Genomic DNA, 21,820 nt, shown 5'->3' with positions numbered 1-21,820 from the left:
GCCGGGACCCAGTCCTGTCCAGCGTGACGCCGGCATTTCAGGACCGGCGATGACGCATGCCCTGCAGGGGCGGATCACCCAGAACACTGGGTCCCGGCTTTCGCCGGGATGAGCGGAGATCTCAGAAGTCGAGGTCGGCGTAGTGCGCCGCCGCGGCCACCCCTGGGAAGCGGTCCGTCAGCAGGGGCCGGAAACAGGGGCGGGATTTCAGCTTCATGTACCAGGTCTTGAGCGCCGGATAGTTCGCCCAGGCGATCTCGCCGAAATAGTCCAGGATCGACAGATGGGCCGCGGCGACGATGTCGGCCTGGCTCAGGCGGCGTCCGGCCAGCCAGTCGCGTTCGGCCAGCAGGCCTTCCAGCATGGTCAGATGGGCGCGCAGCGCCTCGCGCCCGGCGCGCAGCTGGCGCGCCTCGGGCGGGCCCAGCCGCAGCAGGGGCTTCTCCATCCGCTCGTGCAGCAGGACGGCGTCGACCTCGTCGGTGAAGCGGCGGTCGAACCAGCCGACCAGGCGCCGGGTCTCGGCGCGCTCGAACGGATCGGCGGGGACCAGGAAGGGCTCGCGGTCGCGGTCCTCCAGCCAGCCCAGGATGGCGGCCTGCTCGCACAGGGTCAGGACGCGGTTGTTGGCGGTGGTCTGCAGCACGGGCGTCATGCCGGACGGGTTCAGGGCGCCGACGGGGCAGTCCGGCTCCCACGGGCGCACGGCGTTCTCCTCGAACGCCACCTTGGCTTCGCCCAGCGCCAGTCGCGCGGCGCGCGAGACGGGGTCGAAGGCGAAGTGAAACAGGACGGAGACCGACATCCCGCACTCCATGCGCCCAAGCCCGTTAAGCGGGCGTTAGTCATCGCGTCAGGACCACGGGCCTTTTTGCCCCGTCGCCTGTGTCGCGTCCGGCTCCACCGGTCCGCGCGGGTCGGGATGGATCAGGATGTCGGCGTGCGGCCACAGGGCCAGCAGGCGCGCTTCGGCCTGTTCCAGGATGTCGTGGGCCTCGGCCAGGGTCAGGGTCGGCGCCATGTCGACGTGCATCTGGATCGTGGTCACCGGCCCCGCCTGACGGGTGCGCAGCCGGTGGACCCCGGCGATGCGCGGATCGGACAGGATGGCGCTGGTGATGGCCACGCGGTCGGCGTCCGAGGTCGCCCGGTCCAGCAGCTGGTCGGCGGCGTCCTTCAGCACGGCCGTGGCGCCCCAGAACAGCCAGACCGCGACCACCAGGCCGGCGGCGGCGTCCAGCCCCGGCGCCTTCAGGAACGTGCCCGAGATCACGCCGATCAGGACCACGGCGCTGGCCGCCAGGTCGGAGGCGTAGTGGGCGCGGTCGGCGGCCACGGCGACCGAGCCGCTGGCCTTGATCGCCCGGCTCTGCCGCCAGATCAGCCAGACGGTCAGCGCCATGGAGATCAGGACCACGCCGACGCTCCAGGTCCCCGACGTCACCGGGCGGGGATCGAACAGGCGCTGGATGGCCTCCCAGCCGATGAAGACGCTGGAGGCGAACACCAGTCCGGCCTGCACCAGCGCGGCCATGGCCTCGCCCTTGCCGTGGCCGAAGCGGTGCTCCTCGTCCGGCGGGGCGGCGGCCCAGCGCACGGCGAAGAAGGTGGCCAGGGAGGCGATCAGGTCCAGCGACGAATCCGCCAGCGAGGCCAGGATCGACACCGACCCCGAGGCGCCCAGGGCGAAGGCCTTCAGCGCGATCAGCACCACCGCCACGCCCACCGACAGGCGCGTGACGCTGCGGGTCGCGGCGTGGGCGTCGTCGAGGGAGGAGGCGGTCATGACGCCTTGTCGCGGAAACCCGTGACCCTGCCAAGGCGCCGTGCGCGTACCGACGTTAGCGTGTTCGTCACGAAAGGGTCCCATGGTCGCGTCCCATTATGGTTTCCGGGCGCTGAACAGCCGGGGGAGACAGGCATGGACACGTCCGGCGAGCGCTGGATCGGGCGAGGCGAGGCGCTGGATCGTCTGCGGGTCAAGGCCCAGACGCTCTACGCCTATGTCAGCCGTGGCCGCATCGCCGCCCGTCCCGACCCGAACGATCCCCGCCGCAGCCTGTACGCCGTCCGCGACATCGCGCGCCTGACCGGCGATGCGGTCGACGACGGCGACGAAGCGCCGCGGACGGCCGAACGCGGCCCCGCCGCGCGCGGCCAGGCCGATCTGGAATCCTCGGTCAGCGTCGTCGCCTCGGGCCGCCTGTTCTATCGCGGCCTGGACGCGGTCCAGCTGTCCGCCACGGCGACGCTGGAGGACGTGGCCCGCGGCCTGTGGGGCGCCCGGACCGCCAATCCCTTCGCCGAGATCCGGCCCCGCGTGGGCGTGACGCCCGGCGGATCGACCCGCGCCCGCCTGTTCACCGCCCTGTCGCGCCGCGCCGAGGAAGACGCCGACGCCAAGCCGCGCATGCCCGAGGCCCTGCGCACTGAATGCGCCCGCGTGCTGGACGAGGCGGTCGACGCCGTCGCCGGCCCAGGGCCCCGCCTGTTCCTGCACCAGCGTCTGGCCCGCTTCTGGAAGGCGCCCGAGCGCGACGCCCAGCTGATCCGCCGGGCGCTGGTCCTGTCGGCGGACGCCGGGATGGACGCCGCCGTGGTCGCGACCCGCGCCGCCGCCGGGGGCGGAGCCTCCCCCGCCGCCGCGGCTCTGGCCGGACTGGCCGTGCTGGCCGCCTCGCGCACCGTGGGCGAGACCGCGTCCGCCTCGGCCTGGATCATCGCCGCCCGCCGATCGCCCGCCGAGGCCGCCCGCGATGCGGCCGGGGCCGGGTTCGGCGATCCGGACTGGGCCGCCGGCGATCCCCGCGCCGCCAGCCTGCTGGCCGCCGCCGAACTGCCGGCCGACCTGGCCCGCGTCCTGCGCGACGGTGAGGCGGTCACGGGACAGCCGCCGGGCTTCGCCCTGGCCCTCGCGGTCGCCGTGCGCCGCATGGAGCTGCCGCGCGACGCGGCGCAGGACATCCTGCTGACGGGCCGCCTCGCGGGTTTGCTGGCCCATGCGGTCGATCAGATGCTGGACGGCTCGCCTATCCGGGCGCGCCTGCGCTATGTGGGGCCCGAACCGGGCGCGAACTGACCCGACATCATCTTTGAAAGGACGCGCATGGCGGACTGGCTGGCGGCGATCATCCTCGGCCTGGTGGAAGGCCTGACCGAATTCATTCCGGTCTCGTCCACCGGCCACCTGCTGCTGACCAAGGAGGCTCTGGGCCTGCCGCCGGAGCCGTGGGACACCTTCATCGTCATGATCCAGCTGGGCGCGATCCTGGCGGTGGTGGCGCTCTACTTCCAGCGCCTGTGGAAGGTGCTGGTCGGCCTGCCGGGCAAGGATCCGGCGGCGCGCATGTTCGCCCTGTCGGTGCTGCTGGCCTTCATCCCGTCCGCCATCGTCGGCCTGCTGTTCCACGACTTCATCAAGCGGGTGCTGTTCAATCCCACGATCGTCTGCGTGACCCTGATCCTGGGCGGCTTCGCCCTGATCGCGCTGGAGCGCTGGGCGCCCCCGGCCCGCACCGAGGATTCCATGAAGTTCAGCTGGAAGACGGCGCTGGGCGTCGGCCTGTTCCAGTGCCTGTCGATCATCCCCGGCGTGTCGCGCTCGGGCGCGACCATCGTCGGCGGCCTGCTGCTGGGCGTCGACAAGCGGGCGGCGGCGGAGTTCTCGTTCTTCCTCGCCATCCCGACCATGGTCGCGGCCTTCGGCCTCGACTTCTGGGAGAGCCGCGACCTGATCAACGGCGACGTCGCCGGACTGATCGGCATCGGCTTCGTGGTGTCGTTCTTCAGCGGCCTGTTCGTGGTCAGGACCCTGGTCGACTTCGTCGGCCGCTACGGCTTCGCGCCGTTCGCGGCCTGGCGGATCCTGGTCGGCGGCGTCGGCCTGCTGGCCATCTGGGCCTACGGCTGATCCCGGAGCGCCGGAAGTGGTTAGTGGTTAGTGGTTAGTGGTTGGTCGGCAGGGTGCAGCCGCAAGACCTGCGCCGCCCTTCCGCTGACAGTGCCGGCGGAAGAGCGGCGCAAACCGCGCTGTCGCAGGCTGGTGGCCAACCACTAACCACTAACCACTAACCACTAACCACTTCCCCGAAGGTCCGCGCTCCGCTGGAGGCGGTGGCTCAGGCCGCCGTCGCTTCCGCGAACTGCCCGCCGCGGCGGTAGCGCCACAGATAGCTGGCGGCCACGGCCTCGACGCCCGTGGGCTCGATGTCCAGCGCGGCCAGGCCCTGGGCGTCCGCGGCGACCACGTTGTCGCTCTCCAGCAGCACCACCTGGTCCTTGGTCAGCACCGGCTTGAAGCCGAGGGCCGCCGGGATCTGGGCGAAGGTCCCGATCAGCTTGGCGATGGCGAAGGGCAGGGGCAGGAAGCCCGGGGTGCGGTAGGTCTCGCGCGCCACCAGCCTCAGCACGTCTTCGAAGGTCATCACCGCCGGGCCGCCCAGCTCATAGGTCTGGCCGCCGGCTTCGCTGCGGCTCGCGGCGCGGGCCACGGCCTCGGCCACGTCGCCGACATAGACCGGCTGGAATTTCGTCTGGCCGCCGCCGATCAGCGGCAGGACGGGGGCGATCTGGGCCATGCCCGCGAACTTGTTCAGGAAGTCGTCGCCGGGGCCGAACACCACCGACGGACGCAGGATCACCGCGTCCGGCTTCACTTCGCGCACCGCCATCTCGGCCTCGGCCTTGGTGCGGGCGTAGTCCGACTCGCTCTCCGGATTGGCGCCCAGGGCCGAGACCTGGACCAGACGGTCCACGCCGGCGGCGGCGCAAGCTTCCGCGATCTTGCGCGACGCGCCGACGTGCAGGGCCTCGAAGGTGCGCGCGCCAGCCTCGTACAGGATGCCGACCAGATTGATCACGGCGTCCGCGCCGCGAACCGCCTCGGCCACTTGGGCGGCGTCCGTGACGTCGCAGCGGATCGCCTGGATCTGGCCGACCGACCCCGAGGTCTGCAGCTTGTAGGCCCGGTCAGGACGGCGGCAGGCGATGCGGATACGCCAGCCACGACGGGCCAGGGCATGCACAACCTGGCTGCCGACGAATCCCGAACCGCCGAAGACGGTGACCAGGCCGGGGGCGACTTCGCTCATGTCAGACTCCAAAGGCGAACGGCGCGCGGGCGAACCCTTGCTGGGGCGGGGATTAGACGATGGCTGCGAGCCTCGCAACGCAAACGCAAAAAATGGCTGTTGACCCACATGATCCGCTGCCTTAGAGGTCCGCGCCTTCCAGACGAAAACGCCCCCTCGGGGACGCGACGTCCGGGCCCAGATGGCGGAATTGGTAGACGCGCTGGCTTCAGGTGCCAGTGACTGAAAGGTCGTGGAGGTTCGAGTCCTCTTCTGGGCACCAATTATTGAAACGGCGTCGCACTTCCGGTGCGGCGCCGTTTCTCTTTTGGGGCGGGGCTCGATGGGGAACGGCGCCCCGGCTGGCGGCCGTTGGTGCTGGCGAAGTGATTAGTGGTTAGTGATTAGTGGGTGGCCGCGTCTCTGACAGCGCCGGTTGCGCGCCGCCGCCTGCGGCGTCGACCCACTAATCACTAACCACTAATCACTAGCTGGGCTCCGTCAGCCGCGATTAGCCGCCTGTGGGCTCCGTCAGACGACATTGGCCTCGCCTCCTGCGCCGCTGCGCGCTACCTACGGCTCATGACGGTATTTCTGCACGAAGGCGATCTTCCCGACGGTCTGGACCTGGGTCCGGTGGTGGCTGTCGATTCTGAGACCATGGGGCTGCGCTTCCGCCGCGATCCGCTCTGCGTGGTCCAGCTGTCGTCCGGCGACGGCGACGCCCATGTCGTGCGTCTGAACCGGCCCGCCTACGACTGCCCGAATCTGAAGCGCGTCATGGCCGATCCGGCGGTGCTGAAGCTGTTCCACTTCGGCCGCTTCGACATCGGCATGTTCCAGCTGCATCTCGGCGTCGAGACCCGTCCGGTCTACTGCACCAAGATCGCCTCCAAGCTGGCCCGCACCTATACGGACCGCCACGGCCTGAAGGATGTCGTGCGCGAATGCGCGGGCGTCGAACTCAGCAAGGCCCAGCAGTCCAGCGACTGGGGCGCGGCCGTCCTGACCCAGGCCCAGCTGGACTACGCCGCCTCCGACGTCCTCTACCTGCACGCCGTGAAGGCCAAGCTGGACGAGATGCTCGAGCGCGAGGGCCGCACCGAGCTGGCGCGCCGCTGCTTCGACTTCCTGCCCACCCGTTCGGCCCTCGACCTCGCGGGCTGGGACGAGCAGGACATCTTCGCCCATGCGTGACGCGCACTGATGATCGAGCCGGTCGAGAGCCGCACCGCCGAGGACGAGGCCCGCGTCGCCGCGACGGCCAAGGCCTTCCGCTCGCGCTCCCGGCGGGTCCAGCTGCTGCGCCGCCTCCTGCCCGTGCTGATCCTGGTGCTGGCCGGCGGCACGATCAGCTGGGTCGTCCTGCGCACCGTCATGTCGGACGTCGAGCGCAAGGCCGGGACCAGCCGCGAGGTCCGCCTCGACAACCCCATGTTCCACGGCCAGGACGCCCAGGGCCGCAGCTTCGTCATCGGGGCCAAGGGCGCGGTTCGGGATCCGGCCACGGGCCGCTTCCGCCTGATCGGTCCGGCGCTCCGCCTGAACCTGGGCGGCCGCAAGGTCACCACCCTGACCGCCGACGGCGGTACGTACGACGAGGTCGCCAAGACCGTGACCATCGGCCCCAACGTCCGGATTTCCGACGGCGGCACCGGTTTCACGCTCGTCACGCCCGAGGCGGTGGTCAATACATCGACCGGCGTGGTGACCGGTGACAAGGGGGTTCAGGGAACCGGCCCCCTTGGAACGATCAACGCTTCGTCCTATGCGATCTATGAACAGGGCCAACGGGTCGTGTTCAGCGGTACGGGCGATAACAAGGTGCGCGGGACCGTGAACCCGGCGAGGGCGAACTGATGAGCAAGACCACACTTCTGACCGCCGCCGCGCTCGGCCTGGGCCTGATGGCCCTGCCGACGATCGGCGACGCCCAGAGCTTCCAGGGCGGGCAGCCGATCACCTGGGGCGCCGACCGCGTCGAATATGTCGGCAGCACCCTGAACCTCATCGGCCGCGCCGAACTGATCCAGGGCGACAACCGCCTGCGCGCCGACCGCATCGCCGGTCTGGACCAGACGGGCGACAGCCGCGTCGAGGCGACCGGCAACGTCTATCTGGTCACGCCGGAACAGACGATCCGCGGGGACCACGCGGTCTTCACCACCAGCAACGACACCGTCATCCTGACCGGCGACGTGATCCTGACCCAGGGCGAGAACGTCGTCACCGGCGCCCGCCTGGTCTACAACACCCGCACCGAGGCGGCGCAGATGGAAGGCGGCTCGGGCCGTCGCGTCCAGGGCGTCTTCCACCCCCAGACGCGGGGGAACTGAGCTTCGGCTCGGGTGTCGCGTGGCGCGCAAGGAACTCTCAGCCCTCAACGTCCATGACGCGGTCGCCCCGGCGCCGGTCGAGGCCGCGCGCGCGACCGGCCTGCGGGCCGAACACCTGGCCCGCTCCTTCGGCCAGCGCCAGGTCGTCCGCGACGTCTCCCTCACCGTCCAGCGCGGCGAGGTCGCGGGGCTGCTGGGTCCCAACGGCGCGGGCAAGACCACCTGCTTCTACATGATCACCGGCCTGATCCCGCCGGACGCCGGCTCGATCTGGCTGGACGGCGAGGACATCACGGCCCAGCCGATGTACCAGCGCGCCCGCATGGGCCTAGGCTATCTGGCGCAGGAGGCCTCGATCTTCCGCGGCATGACGGTCGAGCAGAACATCCGCGCCGTGGTCGAACTGCACCAGACCGACCGCAAAAAGATCGCCGAGGAGACCAGCCGCCTGCTGGAAGAGCTCCGCATCGACCACCTGCGCCACGCCCCGGCCTCGGGCCTGTCGGGCGGCGAGCGTCGCCGTTGCGAGATCGCCCGCGCCCTGGCCGGCAACCCCAGCTTCATGCTGCTGGACGAACCCTTCGCCGGCATCGACCCCCTGGCCATCGCCGACATCCGGCAGGTGATCCGCTATCTGGCGGGCGAGGGCATCGGCGTCCTGATCACGGACCACAATGTCCGCGAGACGCTCGAGATCATCGACCACGCCTCGATCATCTCGGGCGGTTCGGTCCTGTTCGAGGGCAAGGCCGAGGACGTCATCCGCGACCCCGAGGTCCGGCGCGTCTATCTGGGCGACATGTACGCCTGATTTCAGCCGTTGCGGCGTCCGAACGGCTGCGACGGCGCCGTGCCGGGATCATAGGCGGGCCGCCCCCAGTCGACCGGCGCGGCCTGGCGGGCGGGCGCCGGCTCGGTCTGCGGTCCCGGACCGAAGTCGAATCGGGACTTGTACGCGGGCTCCGCGCCCGTCTCGCCCCTGGCCTCGGCGAACAGGCTCTCCAGCCGCGCCTCGTCATAGATCCCGCCGCCCGAGGAATAGCCGCCCGAACTGGGATCGCGCGGGTCGCCGCCGAACTGGTTCTCGCCGCGCGTGCCGGGCAGCAGGGTCAGGATCAGCAGGACGCCCTGGCAGACCATGCCGATCATCGACAGCACGCCCGCCGCGCCCAGCCCGGTCAGGACTGTGCCGACGAAGGCCTCGCGGCTCGCGCCCGCCCCGACCGCGCCGACAGCCGTGGCGATCGTGCCGATGACCATCACCGAGCTGAGCAGGCTGGGCACGATCAGGCACAGCCAGATCGCGCCGCGCCCGCTGTCGTGCAGCCGGCGCACCAGCACCGCGTAGTTGGGCACGATCAGGGCGGCCAGGCTGATCAGGATCACGCCGAAGGCGATCAGCACGCCGGGCGTCGCCTGGGCGGGTTCGCCCGAGCCCATCGCGCCCAGGGTCAGGCCGACCAGCAGGCCGTACCAGAGCCCCTGCAGCACCGCGAACAGCCAGTACTCGCTCCGGCTGGCGCGACCCTTGAAGTCGGCATAGCGGATCAGCGGTCGGAACATCACCATGGGGGACCCCCGGAAAGCCTGTCGGACAAGGCTCAACCTGTGGGCGAGCGATGAACATGTCGCTGACGGAAGGGGTTAACCGCCACGGGCCTGTCCCGCTTGCCCCCGGCGGCCCCATCTCGCACACTCCCGCCATGCAGAGACATCGCGCCCTTTCCCTGACGGTCGCCGTCCTGTTCACGGGGCTTCCCACCGTCGCCCTCGCCTGCGATTTCGCGATACCCGCCGACCCGGCGGGGCGTGAGGCCGCGGCGCGGGCCACGATCGACCAGTTCGCCGCCATCATCGACGCCGAGGTCGTCCGCGCCCCGGCGCCCGGCCGTCCCGCCCTCGTCCGCGCCGTCCGCGTCTTCAAGGGTCCGCGGCTGGAGATGTTCGAGATCGGCCCGCAGCGCACTTCCTGCGACGCCGGCATCGGGGGCGTCGGATCGCGCCAGCGGCTGTTCCTCACCGGCGGCCCGGACCTCTGGTACGCGGGCGACACCGCCTCCTACCCGGCTGACGAGGACCGGCTTCTCGGCTCCGACCGCGAGCAGGACTGGCCCTTCGTCGGCGTGGCGATCCAGCCCTGACGAAGGCGCCGCCGCCCTAGCCCTGCCCGGCCGTCTGCTGGATGTTCAGGATCACGAACTCGGCCGGTCTCACCGGCGCGAATCCGATCTGGATGTTCACCCGCCCGGCCTCGATGTCGGCCGTCGAGGTGGTGGTGGCGTCGCAGGTCACGAACCACGCCTGGTTCGAGGCGGATCCGAACAGGGCGCCCTGTTTCCACAGGTCGTTCATGAACGCCGACACCTGGCTGCGCAGGCCCGCCCAGAGGACTTCGTCATTGGGCTCGAACACCGCCCACTTCGTGTTCTGCAGGGTCCATTCCGTCAGATAGAGCATCAGCCGCCGGACCGGGATGTAGGCGTAGGGATCGCCCAGCACGTCGGCGCCTTGCAACGTGCGCGCCCCCCAGATCACCGTGCCGCCGATGGGGAAGGTGCGCAGGCAGTTGACGCCCAGCGGGTTCAGCAGGCCGTTCTCCGCGTCGGTCAGCACGGCGGGCAGGCCGGCGACGCCGTTGATCGCCGCGTTCAGCCCCGCCGGGGCCTTCCAGACGCCGGACTGGACATCGGTCTGCGCCCACACGCCGGCCATGTAGCCGCTGTTGGGGAAGGTCCGGACCTGGCCGTCGCGAAGCGGATCGACCGCCTGCACCCGGGGGAAGTAGACCGCGGAACTGCGCCCCGCCTCGACGCTGAACGCGCCCAGGTCGGCCGGCGACACCGCCTGCAGCTCGCCCCGCGCATAGTCCGCCTGCCATCGCGTCGGCGGATCGATGATCAGCATCGCATTGCGCATCACGCAGTATTCCGCCGCCCTCTGGTAGACGACCGGCGGCGTGTCGCCGTCGATGTCGTCGGGCGGAATGCACAGGATGTTGAAGCCCGGCGTCTGGTCCAGCGCATACAGGCCGGTCTTCCGGACCGGATCGCCCAGCCAGGCGCCGATCGACAGGGGCGCTGAATCCCGGCCGCCCTGGCCCTGGCCGCTCGCGCCCGCCGCCACGGCTCCGCCGCTGCTCCAGGTCGCCAGCTGCGACTGCTCCGCCAGCACGTGGCGCAGCAGCAGGGCGGGATAGGCCGGGTCCAGGGTGACGTTGGTGAACCGCTCGGTCCGGACCGCGCCGTTCGGCGCCTCACAGGCGACGGTCAGGTTGAACAGGCCGGCCGGATCGGACACCCCCAGCCCGCGCGCCGTCTCCTCCGTGACGCCCGCCGTATCGACCGTGGCGCTCAGCCGGTCGCCCCAACTCCCGGGCGACGCGGCGGCCAGCACCAGCGGCGCGCCGTCCCCCGCCGGCCCCGCACCCAGCGACAGGATGGCGCGGCAACCGTCCGTGTCGCCGCCCGCGGGCGCCTCGAACAGCCGCACGCACACCGCCTGGCCCCCGCCGTTCTCGAAGAAGGCGCTGACCTGGTAGGACATCGAACTGTCCCCATCCAGGCCGCCGAAGACGCGGTGGTAGTCCCCCCAGTTGTTCACCGTCACGGGCGTATCGACGGGCCCCATCGGCGCCCGGCCGATGAAGGCCGCCAGCGAGGTCGTGACCCCGACGTCAGGCGGCGGCGCGCCGATCTCCTGCACATAGACTCCCGGATACGAGACCGTCAGCGCCATTATCCCGTCCCCGAGGCCGTGTCCGGTCGCCGCCGCCCCACGCGCGGTCCTTGAAGCCCGACCGGAGTGAGCACGCGAACGGCCGCCGCCGCAAGCGGCCCGCCCTCGGCGCGGCGCCGTCCGGATTCAATCAGGGTGTCGATGGGCCTTGGGCGCAGAGCAGGCGCATATGCAGCTTGCGCATCCCGGGCTGGTTCCGGCGTTCTCTCGATTGTTTGCGACCAAGTCCAGCCAAGAGCATTAGCCACGGGCGCGGCCTCTCCAGCGGGCCCGGATGCTGCCTATGGGTCCATACACTTTGAAGGTTTTTCACAAGGGCAGCCCCGTGCCCACCGAGACGGCCCACGCCAGGCGCGCGCCGGAAGTTCTGGCGAAGATCAAGGACCTTCTGGAGAAGCACGCGGACTGTCACCGGGTCCGCGTCGAGACCCTGACCGCTCACCTGTTCACCGTCGATTGCAACGGCGACAGGGTGGAGGACTAGCACGGCTCCGCCAGCCCGATCAGCAGCCCCTCGGGCCCGCGGATGTAGCAGAGGCGATAGGCGTTCTCGTACTGCACCACCTCGCCCACCAGCTGCGCCCCCAGCTTGCCCAGCCGCGCCAGCACGTCGTCGATGTCGCTGACCGTGAACATGGCCCTGAGATAGCCCAGGGCGTTCACCGGCGCGGTCCGGTGATCGGCGACCACGGCGGGCGCCAGGAACCGCGACAGCTCCAGCCGGCTATGCCCGTCCGGCGTCACCATCATCGCCACCTCGACGCTCTGGTCCCCCAGCCCCGTCACCCGCCCGGCCCACTCCCCCTCGATCCGGCCCCGCCCCTCGCAGGTCAGGCCCAGTTCGGTGAAGAAGGCCACGGCGTCGTCCAGCGACTCCACCACGATGCCGACGTTGTCCATTCGCAGGAGTTGGCTGGGCATGGGATTGGGTCCGGTGATCAGTTCGCGGCGGTCGGTATCGACCGCCGTATGCAGGAACGCCAGAGCGGGCGAATCGGCGCCGCCTGACGGTTCCGCCCCGGCGGCGCATGCGCTAGAAGCGCCGCCCACCGCCGGGAGCCGCCTTCATGACCACTGACATCGCCCCCTCGGTCGGTATCGACTTCGGCACCACCAACACCGTCGTCGCCTTCGCCGGCGCGGACGGCGAGGCGACCGTCCTGCGCTTCGACGCCCCCACCGGTCAGGTCACCGCCTTCCGCTCGACCCTCAGCTTCCAGATCCGCCAGTCCGCTGACGGTCAGCCGCCCGAGCGCATCGTCGAGGCCGGGCCCTGGGCCATCGAGGCCTATGTCGAGGACGCGCTCGACACCCGCTTCATCCAGTCGTTCAAGACCTTCGCCGCCAACGCCGCCTTCACCGACACGGTCATCGACAACCGGCGCTACAGGTTCGAGGACCTGCTCAGCGCCTTCCTGCTGCGCCTGCGCGCCCATGGCGGCGAGGGCATGGCCGAGCTTCCGGCCCGCGTCATCGTCGGCCGCCCCGTCACCTTCGCGGGCGGCGCCCCTGACGAACAGTTGGCGCTGAAGCGCTACGAGACCGCCTTCGCCCGGCTCGGCTTCACCGACATCCGCTACGCCTACGAACCCATCGGCGCGGCCTTCTTCTTCGCCCGCACGCTCCAAAGCGACGCAAGCGTCCTCGTCGCCGACTTCGGCGGCGGCACCAGCGACTTCTCCGTCGTCCGCTTCGAGCGCGGCCTGGAGGGCCTGCGCTCCACCCCGCTGGCCCGCTCCGGCGTCGGCGTGGCGGGCGACGCCTTCGACTACCGGATCATCGACCATCTGGTGTCGCCCGAGCTGGGCAAGGGGAGCGAGTACCGCACCTTCGGCAAGACCCTGCCCATCCCCCAGCGCTACTACAGCGCCTTCGCCCGCTGGGACCAGCTGGCCCTGCTGCGCGCGTCCAGGGACATGCGCGACATCCGCGCGCTGGCCCGCACCGCGCTGGAGCCGGACAAGCTGGACCGGATGATCGAGGTCCTCGACGACAACCACGGCTACGCCCTCTACAAATCCGTCGCCGCGCTCAAGATGGCCCTGTCCAGCCAGGAGCAGGCCGATTTCGTCTTCGCCGCCGGCTCCATCCGGATCGAGAAGCCGGTCACCCGCGCCCAGTTCGAAGACTGGATCGCCCCTGACCTCGCCGCCATCGAGGCCGCCGTCGACGAGGCCGTCCAGCGCTCGGGGCTCGCCCCCGACCAGATCGATCGCGTCTTCCTGACCGGCGGTACTTCCTTCGTCCCCGCCGTCCGCGACATCTTCCACCGCCGCTTCGGCGCCGACCGCATCGAGACCGGGGGCGAGTTCGAATCCATCGCCTCGGGCCTGGCCCTGATCGGGCGGGAGACCGATCTGGATATGTGGAGCGAGCCGGCGCCCGCGTCCTGACCGCCTTTGATCGCCTCTCACGGGCCGCCGACCAATTTTGACGTACCGGCGTGCGATCATCCTCCCGACAGGAGGATCGCACCGTGCAGACAGACACTCCCGCCGCTCCACGCGGCCGCGCCGTCCACAGTCCCGAGATCTGGACGCAAGCCCGTCGTGACTACCTCGCCGGCGATTCCACCGAACAGGTCTGCGGGCGCTATGGCCTGAAGGAAAGGACGTTCAGGGACCGGGCCCGGCGCGAGGGCTGGCGCAAGGCGGACCAGCCCGATCCGCGGCCCGTCCCCGACGACGATCCCGAGGCCGATCAGCCCGTCGACTGCGCGGCCCTGGCCGAGGACGCCCTGGTCCGGGTGCGGCGCGCCTTGCGCCTGGGCCGGGCAGGGGAGGCGGCGTCATGGATGCGGCTGCACGAGAAGCTCGCCGCGCGGCTGGAGGCGGACCGCGAGGCCGGGCGGCGGCGCGAGCGGGTCGCGCGATCGCGGGGCTCGGCCGGGGCGGAGGATCCGCTGGTCAGCGCCCTGGCGCCGCTGCGCGACCGGATGGCCTTCATCAACGGCCTGGGGACGGCCCAGGTCCGCGTCGGCCGCGCCTGGCGCCAGGGCTATATCTCCGATGGGGTCTATGACCGCCTGAACGGCCTGAACTCCGCCGCGGTCGGGGTGCTGGACCAGCTCCTCGCCGCCGCCGCCGCGCCGGGCGATCCGCCCTCTTCGCACCCGGATTTTTCCGCCGCGCCCGATCCGTGAAGGCGACGCCGCCCGCCGCCGCCCGGACCCTTTTCCCGGCGCCGCGCATGGGCGTTCCAACCCTTCAATCGCCGTTAACCGGTTCGGCGACAAAGTCGCCTCAGCAAGTTTCGGGCCACTCGGGTCCGAAGGCGGGGAGGCACGCGGTGCTCGGACAGAGGCTGGAGATCAGGCAGGGCCAGGGGCTGGTCATCACGCCCCAGCTGCAGCAGGCCATCAAGCTGCTCCAACTGTCCAACCTCGAACTGGAGGCCTTCGTCGAGGCCGAGCTGGAAAAGAACCCCCTGCTGCAACGCGAGGACGGCGATCCGGGCGAGGCCAATGACGCCACGCCCGAGCGCATCGAGGTCGCCGACCGCGCCGAGATGACCTTCGAGGACGGCCGCAGCGCCGACGCCGGCGACTCCGTCGATGCGCGCGGGGACGACGTCTACGGCGACGCCGCCCCGGGCGAGCGCGGGGCGGACCGCACCGACGACGGCCAGCCCGGCCTGACCGACTGGTCCCGCGCCGGCTCCGGCGGCGGCCTGCCGGACGGGGAGGGGCGCGAGCAGCCCGACACGCGCGAAAGCACCCTGTGGGAACATCTGCAGGCCCAGGCCTCGCAGGCGGGCTTCTCGCCGGCGGACCACGGCATCGCCCTAACCCTGATCGACATGGTCGACGAGGGCGGCTACCTGCGCGGCGACCTGGCCGAGGTCGCCGACCGGCTGGGCGTCGGCGGCGAACGGATCGAGCGCGTGCTGGCCGTCTGCCACGGGTTCGAGCCGACCGGCGTCATGGCCCGCTCGGTGCCCGAATGCCTCGAGCTGCAGCTGATCGAGCGCAACCGCTTCGATCCGGCCATGGCCGCCCTGCTGGAGAACCTGGACCTGCTGGCCAGGCGGGACCTGGCGGGGCTGCGCAAGATCTGCGGCGTCGACGCCGAGGACATGGCCGAGATGATCGCCGAGCTGAAGGCGCTGACGCCCCGTCCCGGCGCGGGCTTCGGCGGCGAGCCGGCCCAGACGGTCATCCCCGACGTCCACGTCCGCGCCGATCCGGCCGGCGGCTGGAAGGTGGAGCTGAACGCCGACACTCTGCCGCGCCTGATCATGGACAAGCGCTACCACGGCGTCGTCGCCGGCGCGGCGCGCACGGACGTCGACAAGACCTTCGTCGCCGAATGCGCCGCCCAGGCCAGCTGGCTGGTCAAGTCGCTGGACCAGCGGGCCAAGACAATCCTCAAGGTCTCGTCCGAGATCGTGCGCCAGCAGGACGCCTTCCTGGCCTTCGGCGTCGAGTTCCTGCGCCCCCTGAACCTGAAGACCGTCGCCGACGCCATCGGCATGCACGAGTCCACGGTGTCGCGGGTGACCTCGAACAAATACGTCTCCACGCCCCGGGGCGTGTTCGAGCTGAAATTCTTCTTCACCGCCGCCATCCAGTCGTCCGACGGCGGCGCGCTCCACTCCGCCGAGGCCGTCCGTCACCGGATCAAGTCGATGATCGACGGCGAGGGCCGCGACGGCGACGTCCTCTCGGACGACCGCATCGTCGAACTGCTCAGCGAGGCCGGCATCGACATCGCCCGGCGCACGGTGGCGAAGTACCGGGAGGCGCTGCGGATTCCGTCCTCCGTCGAGCGCAAGCGGATGCTCAAGGCGGGCTGACGTCCCCGCCACAGCAAAATGTTCGCATTTTGTTCTTGCGCTGCGAGGCGCAGAGGCGCTATGGTTTCATCCGCCGATCTCGGATCGGAAGCGGGCTCAAAGCGCCAGGCCGCGTCGGGCCGGAAGGTGCCGAAGGGCCGACGATCCGCGGCCCAAAAAAGAGTGCGACCAATCGCGCAAGCGTGACTGTCGATTTCCTTGTTCTTCGTTGACACCAATCCGGTTCGGTCGCGTTCTATCGACATGCAAGTCCAGGTCAGCGGCAAGCACGTAGATGTCGGCGAAGCGTTAGGCTCGCGCATCTCCCAGGAACTCGAAGACGGGATCGGAAAATACTTCGAACGCGGTGCTGAAAACGCCGAGGTCGTGGTGTCGAAGGACGGTCACGGCTTCAAGGTGGACTGTTGGGTCCGCCTTGCGTCGGGGCAGGCTATCGTCACCACCGGACTCGGCGGAGACGCCCACGGCGCCTTCTCGGACTCGCTCGACAAGCTCGAGAAGCGGGTCCGTCGTTACAAGCGCCGCCTGAAGGATCACCACATCGGGCCCAAGCGTCTCTCTCCGGAGAAGACCGAGGACGCCGCCCGCGAAGTCGCCCGCAGCATTGTCCTGCGCAATCCGGACGAGGTCGAGGACGACACCTTCGGCGAAGCCGGCGCGCCGGATGAGCCGCCGCCCGTCGGCATGGTCATCGCGGAGACCGAAACCGAGATCCGCACCATCACCGTCGGCCGCGCCGTGGCCGAGCTGGATATGACCGGCTACCCGGTCGTCGTCTTCCGCAACGCCGCCCACGGCGGCATCTCGGTGGTCTACCGCCGCCCGGATGGAAACGTGGGCTGGATCGACCCTGAGCGGAAGGCCGTCTCGCTCAACGGACACGGTTCGGTAAACGGTCGTACGTCATAGTGCTTCCCACAAGGGGGCGGGTGCTCTAAAGGGCGCCCGCCCACCCGGGATGATCGAGTAGAGTCGGGGTTCCAATGGACATCGGTGATTTGCTGGCGGACGGCGGTGTCGTTCTGCGCAGCGGCGCGTCGTCGAAGCGCCAGGCTCTTCATGTGGTGGCGGACGCCGCCGCACAGGCCCTCGGCATGTCCGAGGCGCGCGTGCTCGAAGCTCTGCTGGAGCGCGAGGCGCTGGGCTCCACCGGTCTCGGTTCGGGCGTCGCGGTTCCGCACGCCCGGCTGGAAGGCGTCAGCCGGGTGACGGCGGTCTTCGTGCGTCTGGATACGCCCGTGGCCTACGGCTCGGTGGACGACCGTCCCGTGGACCTCCTGTTCGCCCTGTTCGCCCCACCCAGCGACGGCGCGGAGCACCTGCGGGCCCTCGCCGCCGTCTCGCGCGCCCTGCGCTCGTCGGAAATGCGCGAGCAGCTGCGCCAAGCCCACACGACCGACGCCATCCGCGCCCTGTTCGTGCGCGACCAAGTCCCGGCCACGGCCGCCTGACGGCGGCCTTCGCTTCTTCGTTGAGTTCGGTTTGGGTTGGCGGTGGGTCTAGTGGACCGACACCGGCTCCAGTTCGTGGGCCACGGCGGTGGCGAAGGCGGTCTCGCGGTCCGTCATGATGGCCAGGCGCTCGCCGTCGGCGCCGTGCACGGCGTAGAGGGTGGCTTCCGGATCCACGGACAGGCCCTGGATCGCCGTCGCGGGCGTATCGGCCATCACGTCGGCGGCGCGGATCTCGCGCACATAGACGAGGTCGGGGGCGCCCAGTTCGGCGAAGTCCTGTCGGGTCATCTTCAGTTCGGGCGTCATGCGACCGCCTCCTTACGTTCAGCTAACGCCTGTGCGGCGCTTGGGTTCGGCCCCGAAAGCGGCGGCCGGAGAAACAACGGGTTCAACCCGTCGTGATGGGGATGCGCCGCAGGACGGGAAGGTCCTCGGGGCGGCTCATGTCGACGTGCAGCAGGCCATGCTCCAGGCGGGCCTCGTCGACCTCCAGCCCGTCCGCCAGCACGAAACTGCGGACGAAGCCGCGACCGGCGATGCCGCGATGCAGGAAGGCCTGATCGGCCTTGCCGGCGTCCTCGCGCTTGCCGGCGACGGTCAGCTGGCGGCCTTCGATGGTGATCGCCAGGTCGTCCGGGCCGAAGCCCGCCACCGCCAGGGTGATGCGCACCGACCGCTCGCCGCGCTGCTCGACATTATAGGGCGGGTAGCTGTCGGCCGCCGCCCGCTGGGCGCGGTCGATCAGGGCCCGGGTATGGTCGAAGCCCAGCAGGAAGGGGCTGTCGAACAGGATGGTGCGCGTCGTCATGTCTCAAGCCCCCGAAGCAGGCATTCGCGCCGTCCACGCCCCCCGAGATCGGCAGGGCGCCGGCTGAAGGATAGATGGGACCGGACGCCCGGCAGTGCAACGGCTCACGCTGACCAGGGCCGGAATTGGAGAAGGCCCCGCGGTTTCCCGCGGGGCCTTCATGGTGGAGCTTAGCGGAGTCGAACCGCTGACCTCTTGCATGCCATGCAAGCGCTCTACCAACTGAGCTAAAGCCCCGAACCGTTGCCGGTCAGTCCGCCGAGGTGTTGGTGTTGGCCCCCGGCGAGGCGGCGGAACCTATGTCAGGGCCGTTTGGTGATCAAGCCCGGTTCCACCATTTATTTTCGCCTTTTTCGAACGCTGTTCGGAAGGCGATTTCCGGGCGGATCGAACGCTGCCGATCCGCCCGGAATTTCGTCAGTCCTCGTCGGACGACGGCTTGCCGATTTCGTCTTCGAAGGAGTCGTCGTCCTCGTCCTCGATGAACGGAACCGAGTCGTCATCGTCGTCGTCGGCCAGGACGTCGTCGTCTTCGACGGCTTCGCCCATGCCCGATTCCTCGGTCGGATCGACGACGGCTTCGTCCTCGTCGTCGGGGGTCAGGATCGGCTCGTGGCCTTCCTCGTCGATCTCCGGCGTCTTGACGTCTTCTTCCTCGTCTTCGTCGCCGTCGACCTTCTTGTCCTTGACCTGATCCTCGGCCTCGTCGTCCGCCGGATAGCCGGCCGGGCGGCCGCGGCGGTTGCGCAGCTTCAGCGCTTCTTCCGGATCAAAGTCGGTTCCGCACTTCGGGCAGTGAGCCGGTCGGCGGTTCAGGTCGTAGAATTTGGCCTGGCAGTTCGGACAGACCTGCTTTTGGCCCAGTTCGGGATTAGCCACGGGGGCGCCTCTCACGGTAGGGGGGAATTCGGGCGGCTCCCTTGCCACCCTTGGGAGCCGCTGTCAAAAGCCATCTCCTCGGCGAAATCGGTTCGAGAGCGCTGCGCGCTCCCGAACTCAGATTTCGCCGGACTTTAGACTTGGGCCATTTTCTGGATTCAGGCCCTTCAGACCTGAAGCAAAAATGGCCGTACGCCCGCGCCATCCCTGCCCTTTGGAGACCGCCGGGTGACGAACTTCACGCATTTGACCGCCCGCCGCAGCCCCGCGCTGAAGGGCGCCGTGCGCGCTCCCGGCGACAAGAGCATGTCGCACCGGACGATGATCTTCGGCGCCATGGCGACCGGCGTGACCGAGGTCGAGGGGCTGCTGGAAGGCGACGATATCCTGGCCACGGCCCGGGCCGCCGAGGCGTTCGGCGCGACGGTCGAGCGTCTGGGGCAGGGCCGTTGGCGCGTGACCGGGCAGGGCGGCTTCCGCTCGCCGGACGGCGTCATCGACTGCGGCAACGCCGGAACGGGCGTGCGCCTGCTGATGGGGGCGGCCGCCGGCTATCCCGTCACGGCGACCTTCGACGGCGACGGCAGCTTGCGGAAGCGGCCGATGAAGCGGGTCACGGGGCCGCTGGCCGACATGGGCGCGCGGTTCCGCTGGCAGGCCGCCGAGGACCGGCTGCCGGTCGAGCTGTCGGGGGGCGGGCTGACCGCCATCGACTATGTGCAGACGGTCGCTTCGGCCCAGATCAAGTCGGCCATCCTGCTGGCGGGTCTGAACGCCGAGGGCGTCACCACGGTCACCGAGCCGGAGAAGAGCCGCGACCACACCGAGCGGATGCTGCGCGCCTTCGGCGCCGAGGTCGGGGTCGAGGCGCGGGGCGACGGCTGGAAGATCTCGCTGAAAGGCGGCCAACGGCTGACCGGAACCGCCGTGGCGGTGCCGGGGGATCCGTCCTCTGCGGCCTTCCCGCTGGCGGCGGGGCTGGTCGTTCCGGGCTCCGAGGTCACGGTCGAGGGCGTGATGCTGAACCCGCTGCGCACCGGCCTGTTCGACACCTGGCGCGAGATGGGCGCGGACCTGACCATCGCCAACCGCCGCATGGCCGGGGGCGAGGAGGTCGGCGACGTCACCGCCCGCCACTCGGCGCTGAAGGGCGTGGTGGTTCCTGAGGATCGCGCCGCCTCGATGATCGACGAATACCCGATCCTGGCCGCCACCGCCGCCTTCGCGGAGGGCCAGACGGTGATGCGCGGCGTCGGCGAGATGCGGGTCAAGGAAAGCGACCGCATCGCCCTCATGGTCGCCGGCCTGCGCGCCTGCGGCGTGGCTGTTGAGGAAGAGCCCGAGGGCTTCATCGTCACCGGCGGCCCCGTTGCGGGCGGCGCGACCGTCCACACCGCCCACGATCACCGCATCGCCATGAGCCATCTGGTGCTGGGCCTGGCCGCCGATCAGGCCGTCGCCGTTGACGAACCCGGCATGATCGCCACCAGCTTCCCGGGCTTCGTGGAGATGATGAACGGTCTGGGCGGTCTGATCGAATGAAGGCGCTGCGCGAGGTCTTTTCTCGCGGCGTTGCGATCCTGGGGCTCCTGACCTGTCTGGGCGGGGCCGGCTGGACGGCCTGGGTCGTGTGGCGAGGGATCGCCACCGGCATGGTGACCGGCAAGCACGGCGCGGTTCATCTGAGGATCGAGGGCGATTTCTTCTACTATTCGACACTGGCCCTGAACGGCCTGGCCTGCCTGTTGTGGCTTGGCCTGGCGGCCTTCGCGGTCCTTGTGCTGGTCCGCTGGAAGGACTGGACGTGAGCCGTGCGTTCATGCGGCGGTCTTTCAAGGCCGTGACGACCTGGATCCTCGCGGCGCTGATGGGCGTGGGGTGCTGGCGGGGCGGATCGGAGCTGCTGGTCATTCTGGACAGAGGCGTGATACCCGGCCGCCGGGGGCCGTCGCTGCATCTGGCCGACAACCCCCTGGCGTACTGGGCCGTATTCGCCTTCTTCTGCGCCGCGCTGCTGGCGGCGGTAGGCTTCACCCTCTTTCTGGCCTACGTCGGCTGGCGGCAAGCCATGGAGCATCGTCGATCTTGAGCAGGAACTTCATCATCGCCGTCGATGGACCCGCCGCCTCGGGCAAGGGCACCATCGCCGCGCGGCTGGCGGCCGAGTACGGCCTGCCGCACCTCGACACCGGCCTGCTGTACCGCGCCGTGGGCGTCGGCCTGCTGGATGCGGGCAAGTCGCTGGACGACGAGGCGGCGGCGGAAGCGGTCGCCCGGGCGCTGGACGCCGGCGACCTGACCGACACCGAGCGCCTGACCAGCGGCGAGGCCGGCGAGGCGGCCAGCCGGATCGCGGGCTTCACCGGCGTGCGCGCGGCGCTGCTGGCCTTCCAGAAGGCCTTCGCGGCCCAGGCCGGCGGCGCGGTGCTGGACGGGCGCGACATCGGCACGGTGATCACCCCCGAGGCCCCGGCCAAGCTGTTCGTTACCGCCGCGCCGGAAGTGCGCGCCACCCGCCGCTGGAAGCAGCTGACCGGGCGGGGCGCCGTCATCGCGTTCGAGGACATGCTGGCCGACATCATCCGCCGCGACGAGCGCGATGCGGGCCGGGGCGCGGCCCCGATGGTGCAGGCCGACGACGCCGTCTTGCTGGACACGACCGATATGGATATAGAAGCCGCCTTCGATGCGGCCCGCCGTATCGTCGAGGCGGCGCGCGCGAAACACGGTCTTTGACCCGTTCCG

General features: G+C 70.2%; 26 protein-coding genes and 2 tRNA genes. 18 read left to right on the top strand and 10 right to left on the bottom strand.

Annotation, left to right across the window (positions count from 1 at the left end):
• Positions 1 to 121: 121 nt before the first annotated feature.
• Together fzlA and AC3WRV_RS16360 are read right to left on the bottom strand one after the other, a co-directional pair.
• Positions 122 to 805 (bottom strand): FtsZ-binding protein FzlA, encoded by a 684-nt coding sequence (gene fzlA / locus AC3WRV_RS16365; RefSeq protein ID WP_492314068.1) that lies wholly within the window; start codon positions 803 to 805, stop codon positions 122 to 124.
• A 48-nt stretch (positions 806 to 853) separates the two neighbouring features.
• Complete coding sequence (locus AC3WRV_RS16360; protein WP_492314067.1) at positions 854 to 1,786, bottom strand: cation diffusion facilitator family transporter; 933 nt, start codon at positions 1,784 to 1,786, stop codon at positions 854 to 856.
• Between the two features lie 135 nt (positions 1,787 to 1,921).
• On the opposite strand from AC3WRV_RS16360, the gene AC3WRV_RS16355 reads away from it, so the two are divergent.
• Positions 1,922 to 3,079, top strand: coding sequence for a citrate/2-methylcitrate synthase (locus AC3WRV_RS16355; RefSeq protein WP_492314066.1), 1,158 nt, complete (start codon positions 1,922 to 1,924; stop codon positions 3,077 to 3,079).
• Positions 3,080 to 3,106: 27 nt separating this feature from the next.
• Positions 3,107 to 3,910, top strand: a complete 804-nt coding sequence (locus AC3WRV_RS16350) for an undecaprenyl-diphosphate phosphatase (RefSeq protein ID WP_291838681.1) — start codon at positions 3,107 to 3,109, stop codon at positions 3,908 to 3,910.
• A 208-nt stretch (positions 3,911 to 4,118) separates the two neighbouring features.
• On the opposite strand, the gene AC3WRV_RS16345 is transcribed toward AC3WRV_RS16350, so the two are convergent.
• Positions 4,119 to 5,090, bottom strand: a complete 972-nt coding sequence (locus tag AC3WRV_RS16345; protein ID WP_492314065.1) for a complex I NDUFA9 subunit family protein — start codon at positions 5,088 to 5,090, stop codon at positions 4,119 to 4,121.
• Positions 5,091 to 5,265: 175 nt separating this feature from the next.
• Here AC3WRV_RS16345 and AC3WRV_RS16340 point away from each other — a divergent pair.
• The 5 genes from AC3WRV_RS16340 to lptB all read left to right on the top strand — a co-directional run bounded on the left by AC3WRV_RS16340 (position 5,266) and on the right by lptB (position 8,216).
• Positions 5,266 to 5,352, top strand: a tRNA-Leu gene (locus tag AC3WRV_RS16340).
• A gap of 299 nt (positions 5,353 to 5,651) precedes the next feature.
• Complete coding sequence (locus AC3WRV_RS16335) at positions 5,652 to 6,266, top strand: ribonuclease D (protein ID WP_291838676.1); 615 nt, start codon at positions 5,652 to 5,654, stop codon at positions 6,264 to 6,266.
• Positions 6,267 to 6,275: 9 nt separating this feature from the next.
• Positions 6,276 to 6,929, top strand: coding sequence for an LPS export ABC transporter periplasmic protein LptC (gene lptC / locus AC3WRV_RS16330; RefSeq protein WP_291838672.1), 654 nt, complete (start codon positions 6,276 to 6,278; stop codon positions 6,927 to 6,929).
• Positions 6,929 to 7,405 carry an LptA/OstA family protein gene (locus AC3WRV_RS16325; protein ID WP_291838669.1) on the top strand — a complete coding sequence of 159 codons (477 nt, stop codon included), beginning with the start codon at positions 6,929 to 6,931 and terminating at the stop codon, positions 7,403 to 7,405. The genes lptC and AC3WRV_RS16325 overlap by 1 nt, the downstream gene beginning before the upstream one ends.
• A 19-nt stretch (positions 7,406 to 7,424) precedes the next feature.
• Entirely contained in the window at positions 7,425 to 8,216 is a 792-nt protein-coding gene (lptB, locus tag AC3WRV_RS16320; protein ID WP_492314064.1) for an LPS export ABC transporter ATP-binding protein, read from the top strand.
• Positions 8,217 to 8,218: 2 nt separating this feature from the next.
• On the opposite strand, the gene AC3WRV_RS16315 is transcribed toward lptB, so the two are convergent.
• The gene (locus tag AC3WRV_RS16315) at positions 8,219 to 8,974 is read right to left on the bottom strand and encodes a DUF805 domain-containing protein (RefSeq protein ID WP_492314063.1); all 756 of its coding nucleotides are present in this window, start codon (positions 8,972 to 8,974) and stop codon (positions 8,219 to 8,221) included.
• 134 nt (positions 8,975 to 9,108) lie between these two features.
• Here AC3WRV_RS16315 and AC3WRV_RS16310 point away from each other — a divergent pair, with 134 nt between their 5' ends.
• Positions 9,109 to 9,546, top strand: coding sequence for a hypothetical protein (locus AC3WRV_RS16310; RefSeq protein WP_492314062.1), 438 nt, complete (start codon positions 9,109 to 9,111; stop codon positions 9,544 to 9,546).
• A gap of 16 nt (positions 9,547 to 9,562) precedes the next feature.
• Here AC3WRV_RS16310 and AC3WRV_RS16305 read toward each other — a convergent pair whose 3' ends face one another.
• Entirely contained in the window at positions 9,563 to 11,140 is a 1,578-nt protein-coding gene (locus AC3WRV_RS16305; RefSeq protein WP_492314061.1) for a phage tail sheath family protein, read from the bottom strand.
• Positions 11,141 to 11,465: 325 nt separating this feature from the next.
• Here AC3WRV_RS16305 and AC3WRV_RS16300 point away from each other — a divergent pair, with 325 nt between their 5' ends.
• Positions 11,466 to 11,624 (top strand): hypothetical protein, encoded by a 159-nt coding sequence (locus AC3WRV_RS16300; protein WP_492314060.1) that lies wholly within the window; start codon positions 11,466 to 11,468, stop codon positions 11,622 to 11,624.
• Here the strand turns inward: AC3WRV_RS16300 and AC3WRV_RS16295 are convergent.
• Complete coding sequence (locus AC3WRV_RS16295) at positions 11,621 to 12,061, bottom strand: VOC family protein (protein WP_492314059.1); 441 nt, start codon at positions 12,059 to 12,061, stop codon at positions 11,621 to 11,623. The two genes, AC3WRV_RS16300 and AC3WRV_RS16295, sit on opposite strands and share 4 nt — an antisense overlap.
• A gap of 146 nt (positions 12,062 to 12,207) precedes the next feature.
• On the opposite strand from AC3WRV_RS16295, the gene AC3WRV_RS16290 reads away from it, so the two are divergent.
• The 5 genes from AC3WRV_RS16290 (at position 12,208) to AC3WRV_RS16270 (ending at position 17,385) form a co-directional block, all read left to right on the top strand.
• Positions 12,208 to 13,533: an Hsp70 family protein gene (locus tag AC3WRV_RS16290; RefSeq protein ID WP_492314058.1), complete on the top strand. Its 1,326-nt coding sequence runs from the start codon at positions 12,208 to 12,210 to the stop codon at positions 13,531 to 13,533.
• An 83-nt stretch (positions 13,534 to 13,616) separates the two neighbouring features.
• Complete coding sequence (locus AC3WRV_RS16285; protein WP_492314057.1) at positions 13,617 to 14,282, top strand: hypothetical protein; 666 nt, start codon at positions 13,617 to 13,619, stop codon at positions 14,280 to 14,282.
• 146 nt (positions 14,283 to 14,428) lie between these two features.
• Positions 14,429 to 15,934, top strand: coding sequence for an RNA polymerase factor sigma-54 (rpoN, locus tag AC3WRV_RS16280; protein ID WP_492314056.1), 1,506 nt, complete (start codon positions 14,429 to 14,431; stop codon positions 15,932 to 15,934).
• Positions 15,935 to 16,177: 243 nt separating this feature from the next.
• Positions 16,178 to 16,843: a ribosome hibernation-promoting factor, HPF/YfiA family gene (gene hpf, locus AC3WRV_RS16275; protein ID WP_492314055.1), complete on the top strand. Its 666-nt coding sequence runs from the start codon at positions 16,178 to 16,180 to the stop codon at positions 16,841 to 16,843.
• Between the two features lie 74 nt (positions 16,844 to 16,917).
• Positions 16,918 to 17,385, top strand: a complete 468-nt coding sequence (locus AC3WRV_RS16270) for a PTS sugar transporter subunit IIA (RefSeq protein WP_492314054.1) — start codon at positions 16,918 to 16,920, stop codon at positions 17,383 to 17,385.
• A 48-nt stretch (positions 17,386 to 17,433) separates the two neighbouring features.
• On the opposite strand, the gene AC3WRV_RS16265 is transcribed toward AC3WRV_RS16270, so the two are convergent.
• The 4 genes from AC3WRV_RS16265 to AC3WRV_RS16250 all read right to left on the bottom strand — a co-directional run bounded on the left by AC3WRV_RS16265 (position 17,434) and on the right by AC3WRV_RS16250 (position 19,075).
• On the bottom strand, positions 17,434 to 17,694 hold the full coding sequence (locus tag AC3WRV_RS16265) for a DUF1150 domain-containing protein (protein ID WP_291835108.1): 261 nt from the start codon (positions 17,692 to 17,694) through the stop codon (positions 17,434 to 17,436).
• Positions 17,695 to 17,776: 82 nt separating this feature from the next.
• Positions 17,777 to 18,196: an Hsp20 family protein gene (locus AC3WRV_RS16260; RefSeq protein WP_291835106.1), complete on the bottom strand. Its 420-nt coding sequence runs from the start codon at positions 18,194 to 18,196 to the stop codon at positions 17,777 to 17,779.
• A gap of 161 nt (positions 18,197 to 18,357) precedes the next feature.
• Positions 18,358 to 18,433: transfer RNA gene (locus AC3WRV_RS16255), tRNA-Ala, on the bottom strand.
• Positions 18,434 to 18,613: 180 nt separating this feature from the next.
• Complete coding sequence (locus AC3WRV_RS16250; RefSeq protein WP_291835103.1) at positions 18,614 to 19,075, bottom strand: TIGR02300 family protein; 462 nt, start codon at positions 19,073 to 19,075, stop codon at positions 18,614 to 18,616.
• 246 nt (positions 19,076 to 19,321) lie between these two features.
• Here AC3WRV_RS16250 and aroA point away from each other — a divergent pair, with 246 nt between their 5' ends.
• Genes aroA through cmk form a run of 4 tightly spaced genes read left to right on the top strand, consistent with a single transcriptional unit; the run spans position 19,322 to position 21,811 of the window.
• On the top strand, positions 19,322 to 20,617 hold the full coding sequence (gene aroA / locus AC3WRV_RS16245) for a 3-phosphoshikimate 1-carboxyvinyltransferase (protein ID WP_492314096.1): 1,296 nt from the start codon (positions 19,322 to 19,324) through the stop codon (positions 20,615 to 20,617).
• Complete coding sequence (locus AC3WRV_RS16240; RefSeq protein ID WP_492314053.1) at positions 20,614 to 20,883, top strand: hypothetical protein; 270 nt, start codon at positions 20,614 to 20,616, stop codon at positions 20,881 to 20,883. Before aroA ends, AC3WRV_RS16240 begins: the two co-directional genes overlap by 4 nt.
• A complete protein-coding gene (locus AC3WRV_RS16235) occupies positions 20,880 to 21,164 on the top strand; it encodes a hypothetical protein (protein WP_291835097.1) in 285 nt (94 codons plus the stop codon). Before AC3WRV_RS16240 ends, AC3WRV_RS16235 begins: the two co-directional genes overlap by 4 nt.
• Positions 21,161 to 21,811, top strand: a complete 651-nt coding sequence (gene cmk / locus AC3WRV_RS16230; protein WP_291835094.1) for a (d)CMP kinase — start codon at positions 21,161 to 21,163, stop codon at positions 21,809 to 21,811. Before AC3WRV_RS16235 ends, cmk begins: the two co-directional genes overlap by 4 nt.
• The last annotated feature ends 9 nt before the right edge of the window (positions 21,812 to 21,820 follow it).

This window comes from Brevundimonas sp. EU05-FHT14B11 (assembly GCF_058790835.1).
The sequence above is the reverse complement of the archived record's forward strand: the minus strand, read 5'-3'. Positions and strand labels throughout refer to the sequence as shown.

What these genes read in the sequence shown, in the direction of transcription:
- AC3WRV_RS16260 (WP_291835106.1), bottom strand. Translation starts at nt 18,196, where the DNA reads ATGACGACGCGCACCATCCTGTTCGACAGCCCCTTCCTGCTGGGCTTC.
- lptC (WP_291838672.1), top strand. Translation starts at nt 6,276, where the DNA reads ATGATCGAGCCGGTCGAGAGCCGCACCGCCGAGGACGAGGCCCGCGTC.
- AC3WRV_RS16305 (WP_492314061.1), bottom strand. Translation starts at nt 11,140, where the DNA reads ATGGCGCTGACGGTCTCGTATCCGGGAGTCTATGTGCAGGAGATCGGC.
- AC3WRV_RS16360 (WP_492314067.1), bottom strand. Translation starts at nt 1,786, where the DNA reads ATGACCGCCTCCTCCCTCGACGACGCCCACGCCGCGACCCGCAGCGTC.
- AC3WRV_RS16295 (WP_492314059.1), bottom strand. Translation starts at nt 12,061, where the DNA reads ATGCCCAGCCAACTCCTGCGAATGGACAACGTCGGCATCGTGGTGGAG.
- AC3WRV_RS16290 (WP_492314058.1), top strand. Translation starts at nt 12,208, where the DNA reads ATGACCACTGACATCGCCCCCTCGGTCGGTATCGACTTCGGCACCACC.
- AC3WRV_RS16310 (WP_492314062.1), top strand. Translation starts at nt 9,109, where the DNA reads ATGCAGAGACATCGCGCCCTTTCCCTGACGGTCGCCGTCCTGTTCACG.
- AC3WRV_RS16265 (WP_291835108.1), bottom strand. Translation starts at nt 17,694, where the DNA reads ATGACGCCCGAACTGAAGATGACCCGACAGGACTTCGCCGAACTGGGC.
- hpf (WP_492314055.1), top strand. Translation starts at nt 16,178, where the DNA reads ATGCAAGTCCAGGTCAGCGGCAAGCACGTAGATGTCGGCGAAGCGTTA.
- AC3WRV_RS16315 (WP_492314063.1), bottom strand. Translation starts at nt 8,974, where the DNA reads ATGGTGATGTTCCGACCGCTGATCCGCTATGCCGACTTCAAGGGTCGC.
- AC3WRV_RS16270 (WP_492314054.1), top strand. Translation starts at nt 16,918, where the DNA reads ATGGACATCGGTGATTTGCTGGCGGACGGCGGTGTCGTTCTGCGCAGC.
- AC3WRV_RS16345 (WP_492314065.1), bottom strand. Translation starts at nt 5,090, where the DNA reads ATGAGCGAAGTCGCCCCCGGCCTGGTCACCGTCTTCGGCGGTTCGGGA.
- AC3WRV_RS16325 (WP_291838669.1), top strand. Translation starts at nt 6,929, where the DNA reads ATGAGCAAGACCACACTTCTGACCGCCGCCGCGCTCGGCCTGGGCCTG.
- AC3WRV_RS16350 (WP_291838681.1), top strand. Translation starts at nt 3,107, where the DNA reads ATGGCGGACTGGCTGGCGGCGATCATCCTCGGCCTGGTGGAAGGCCTG.
- AC3WRV_RS16240 (WP_492314053.1), top strand. Translation starts at nt 20,614, where the DNA reads ATGAAGGCGCTGCGCGAGGTCTTTTCTCGCGGCGTTGCGATCCTGGGG.
- AC3WRV_RS16335 (WP_291838676.1), top strand. Translation starts at nt 5,652, where the DNA reads ATGACGGTATTTCTGCACGAAGGCGATCTTCCCGACGGTCTGGACCTG.
- AC3WRV_RS16355 (WP_492314066.1), top strand. Translation starts at nt 1,922, where the DNA reads ATGGACACGTCCGGCGAGCGCTGGATCGGGCGAGGCGAGGCGCTGGAT.
- fzlA (WP_492314068.1), bottom strand. Translation starts at nt 805, where the DNA reads ATGTCGGTCTCCGTCCTGTTTCACTTCGCCTTCGACCCCGTCTCGCGC.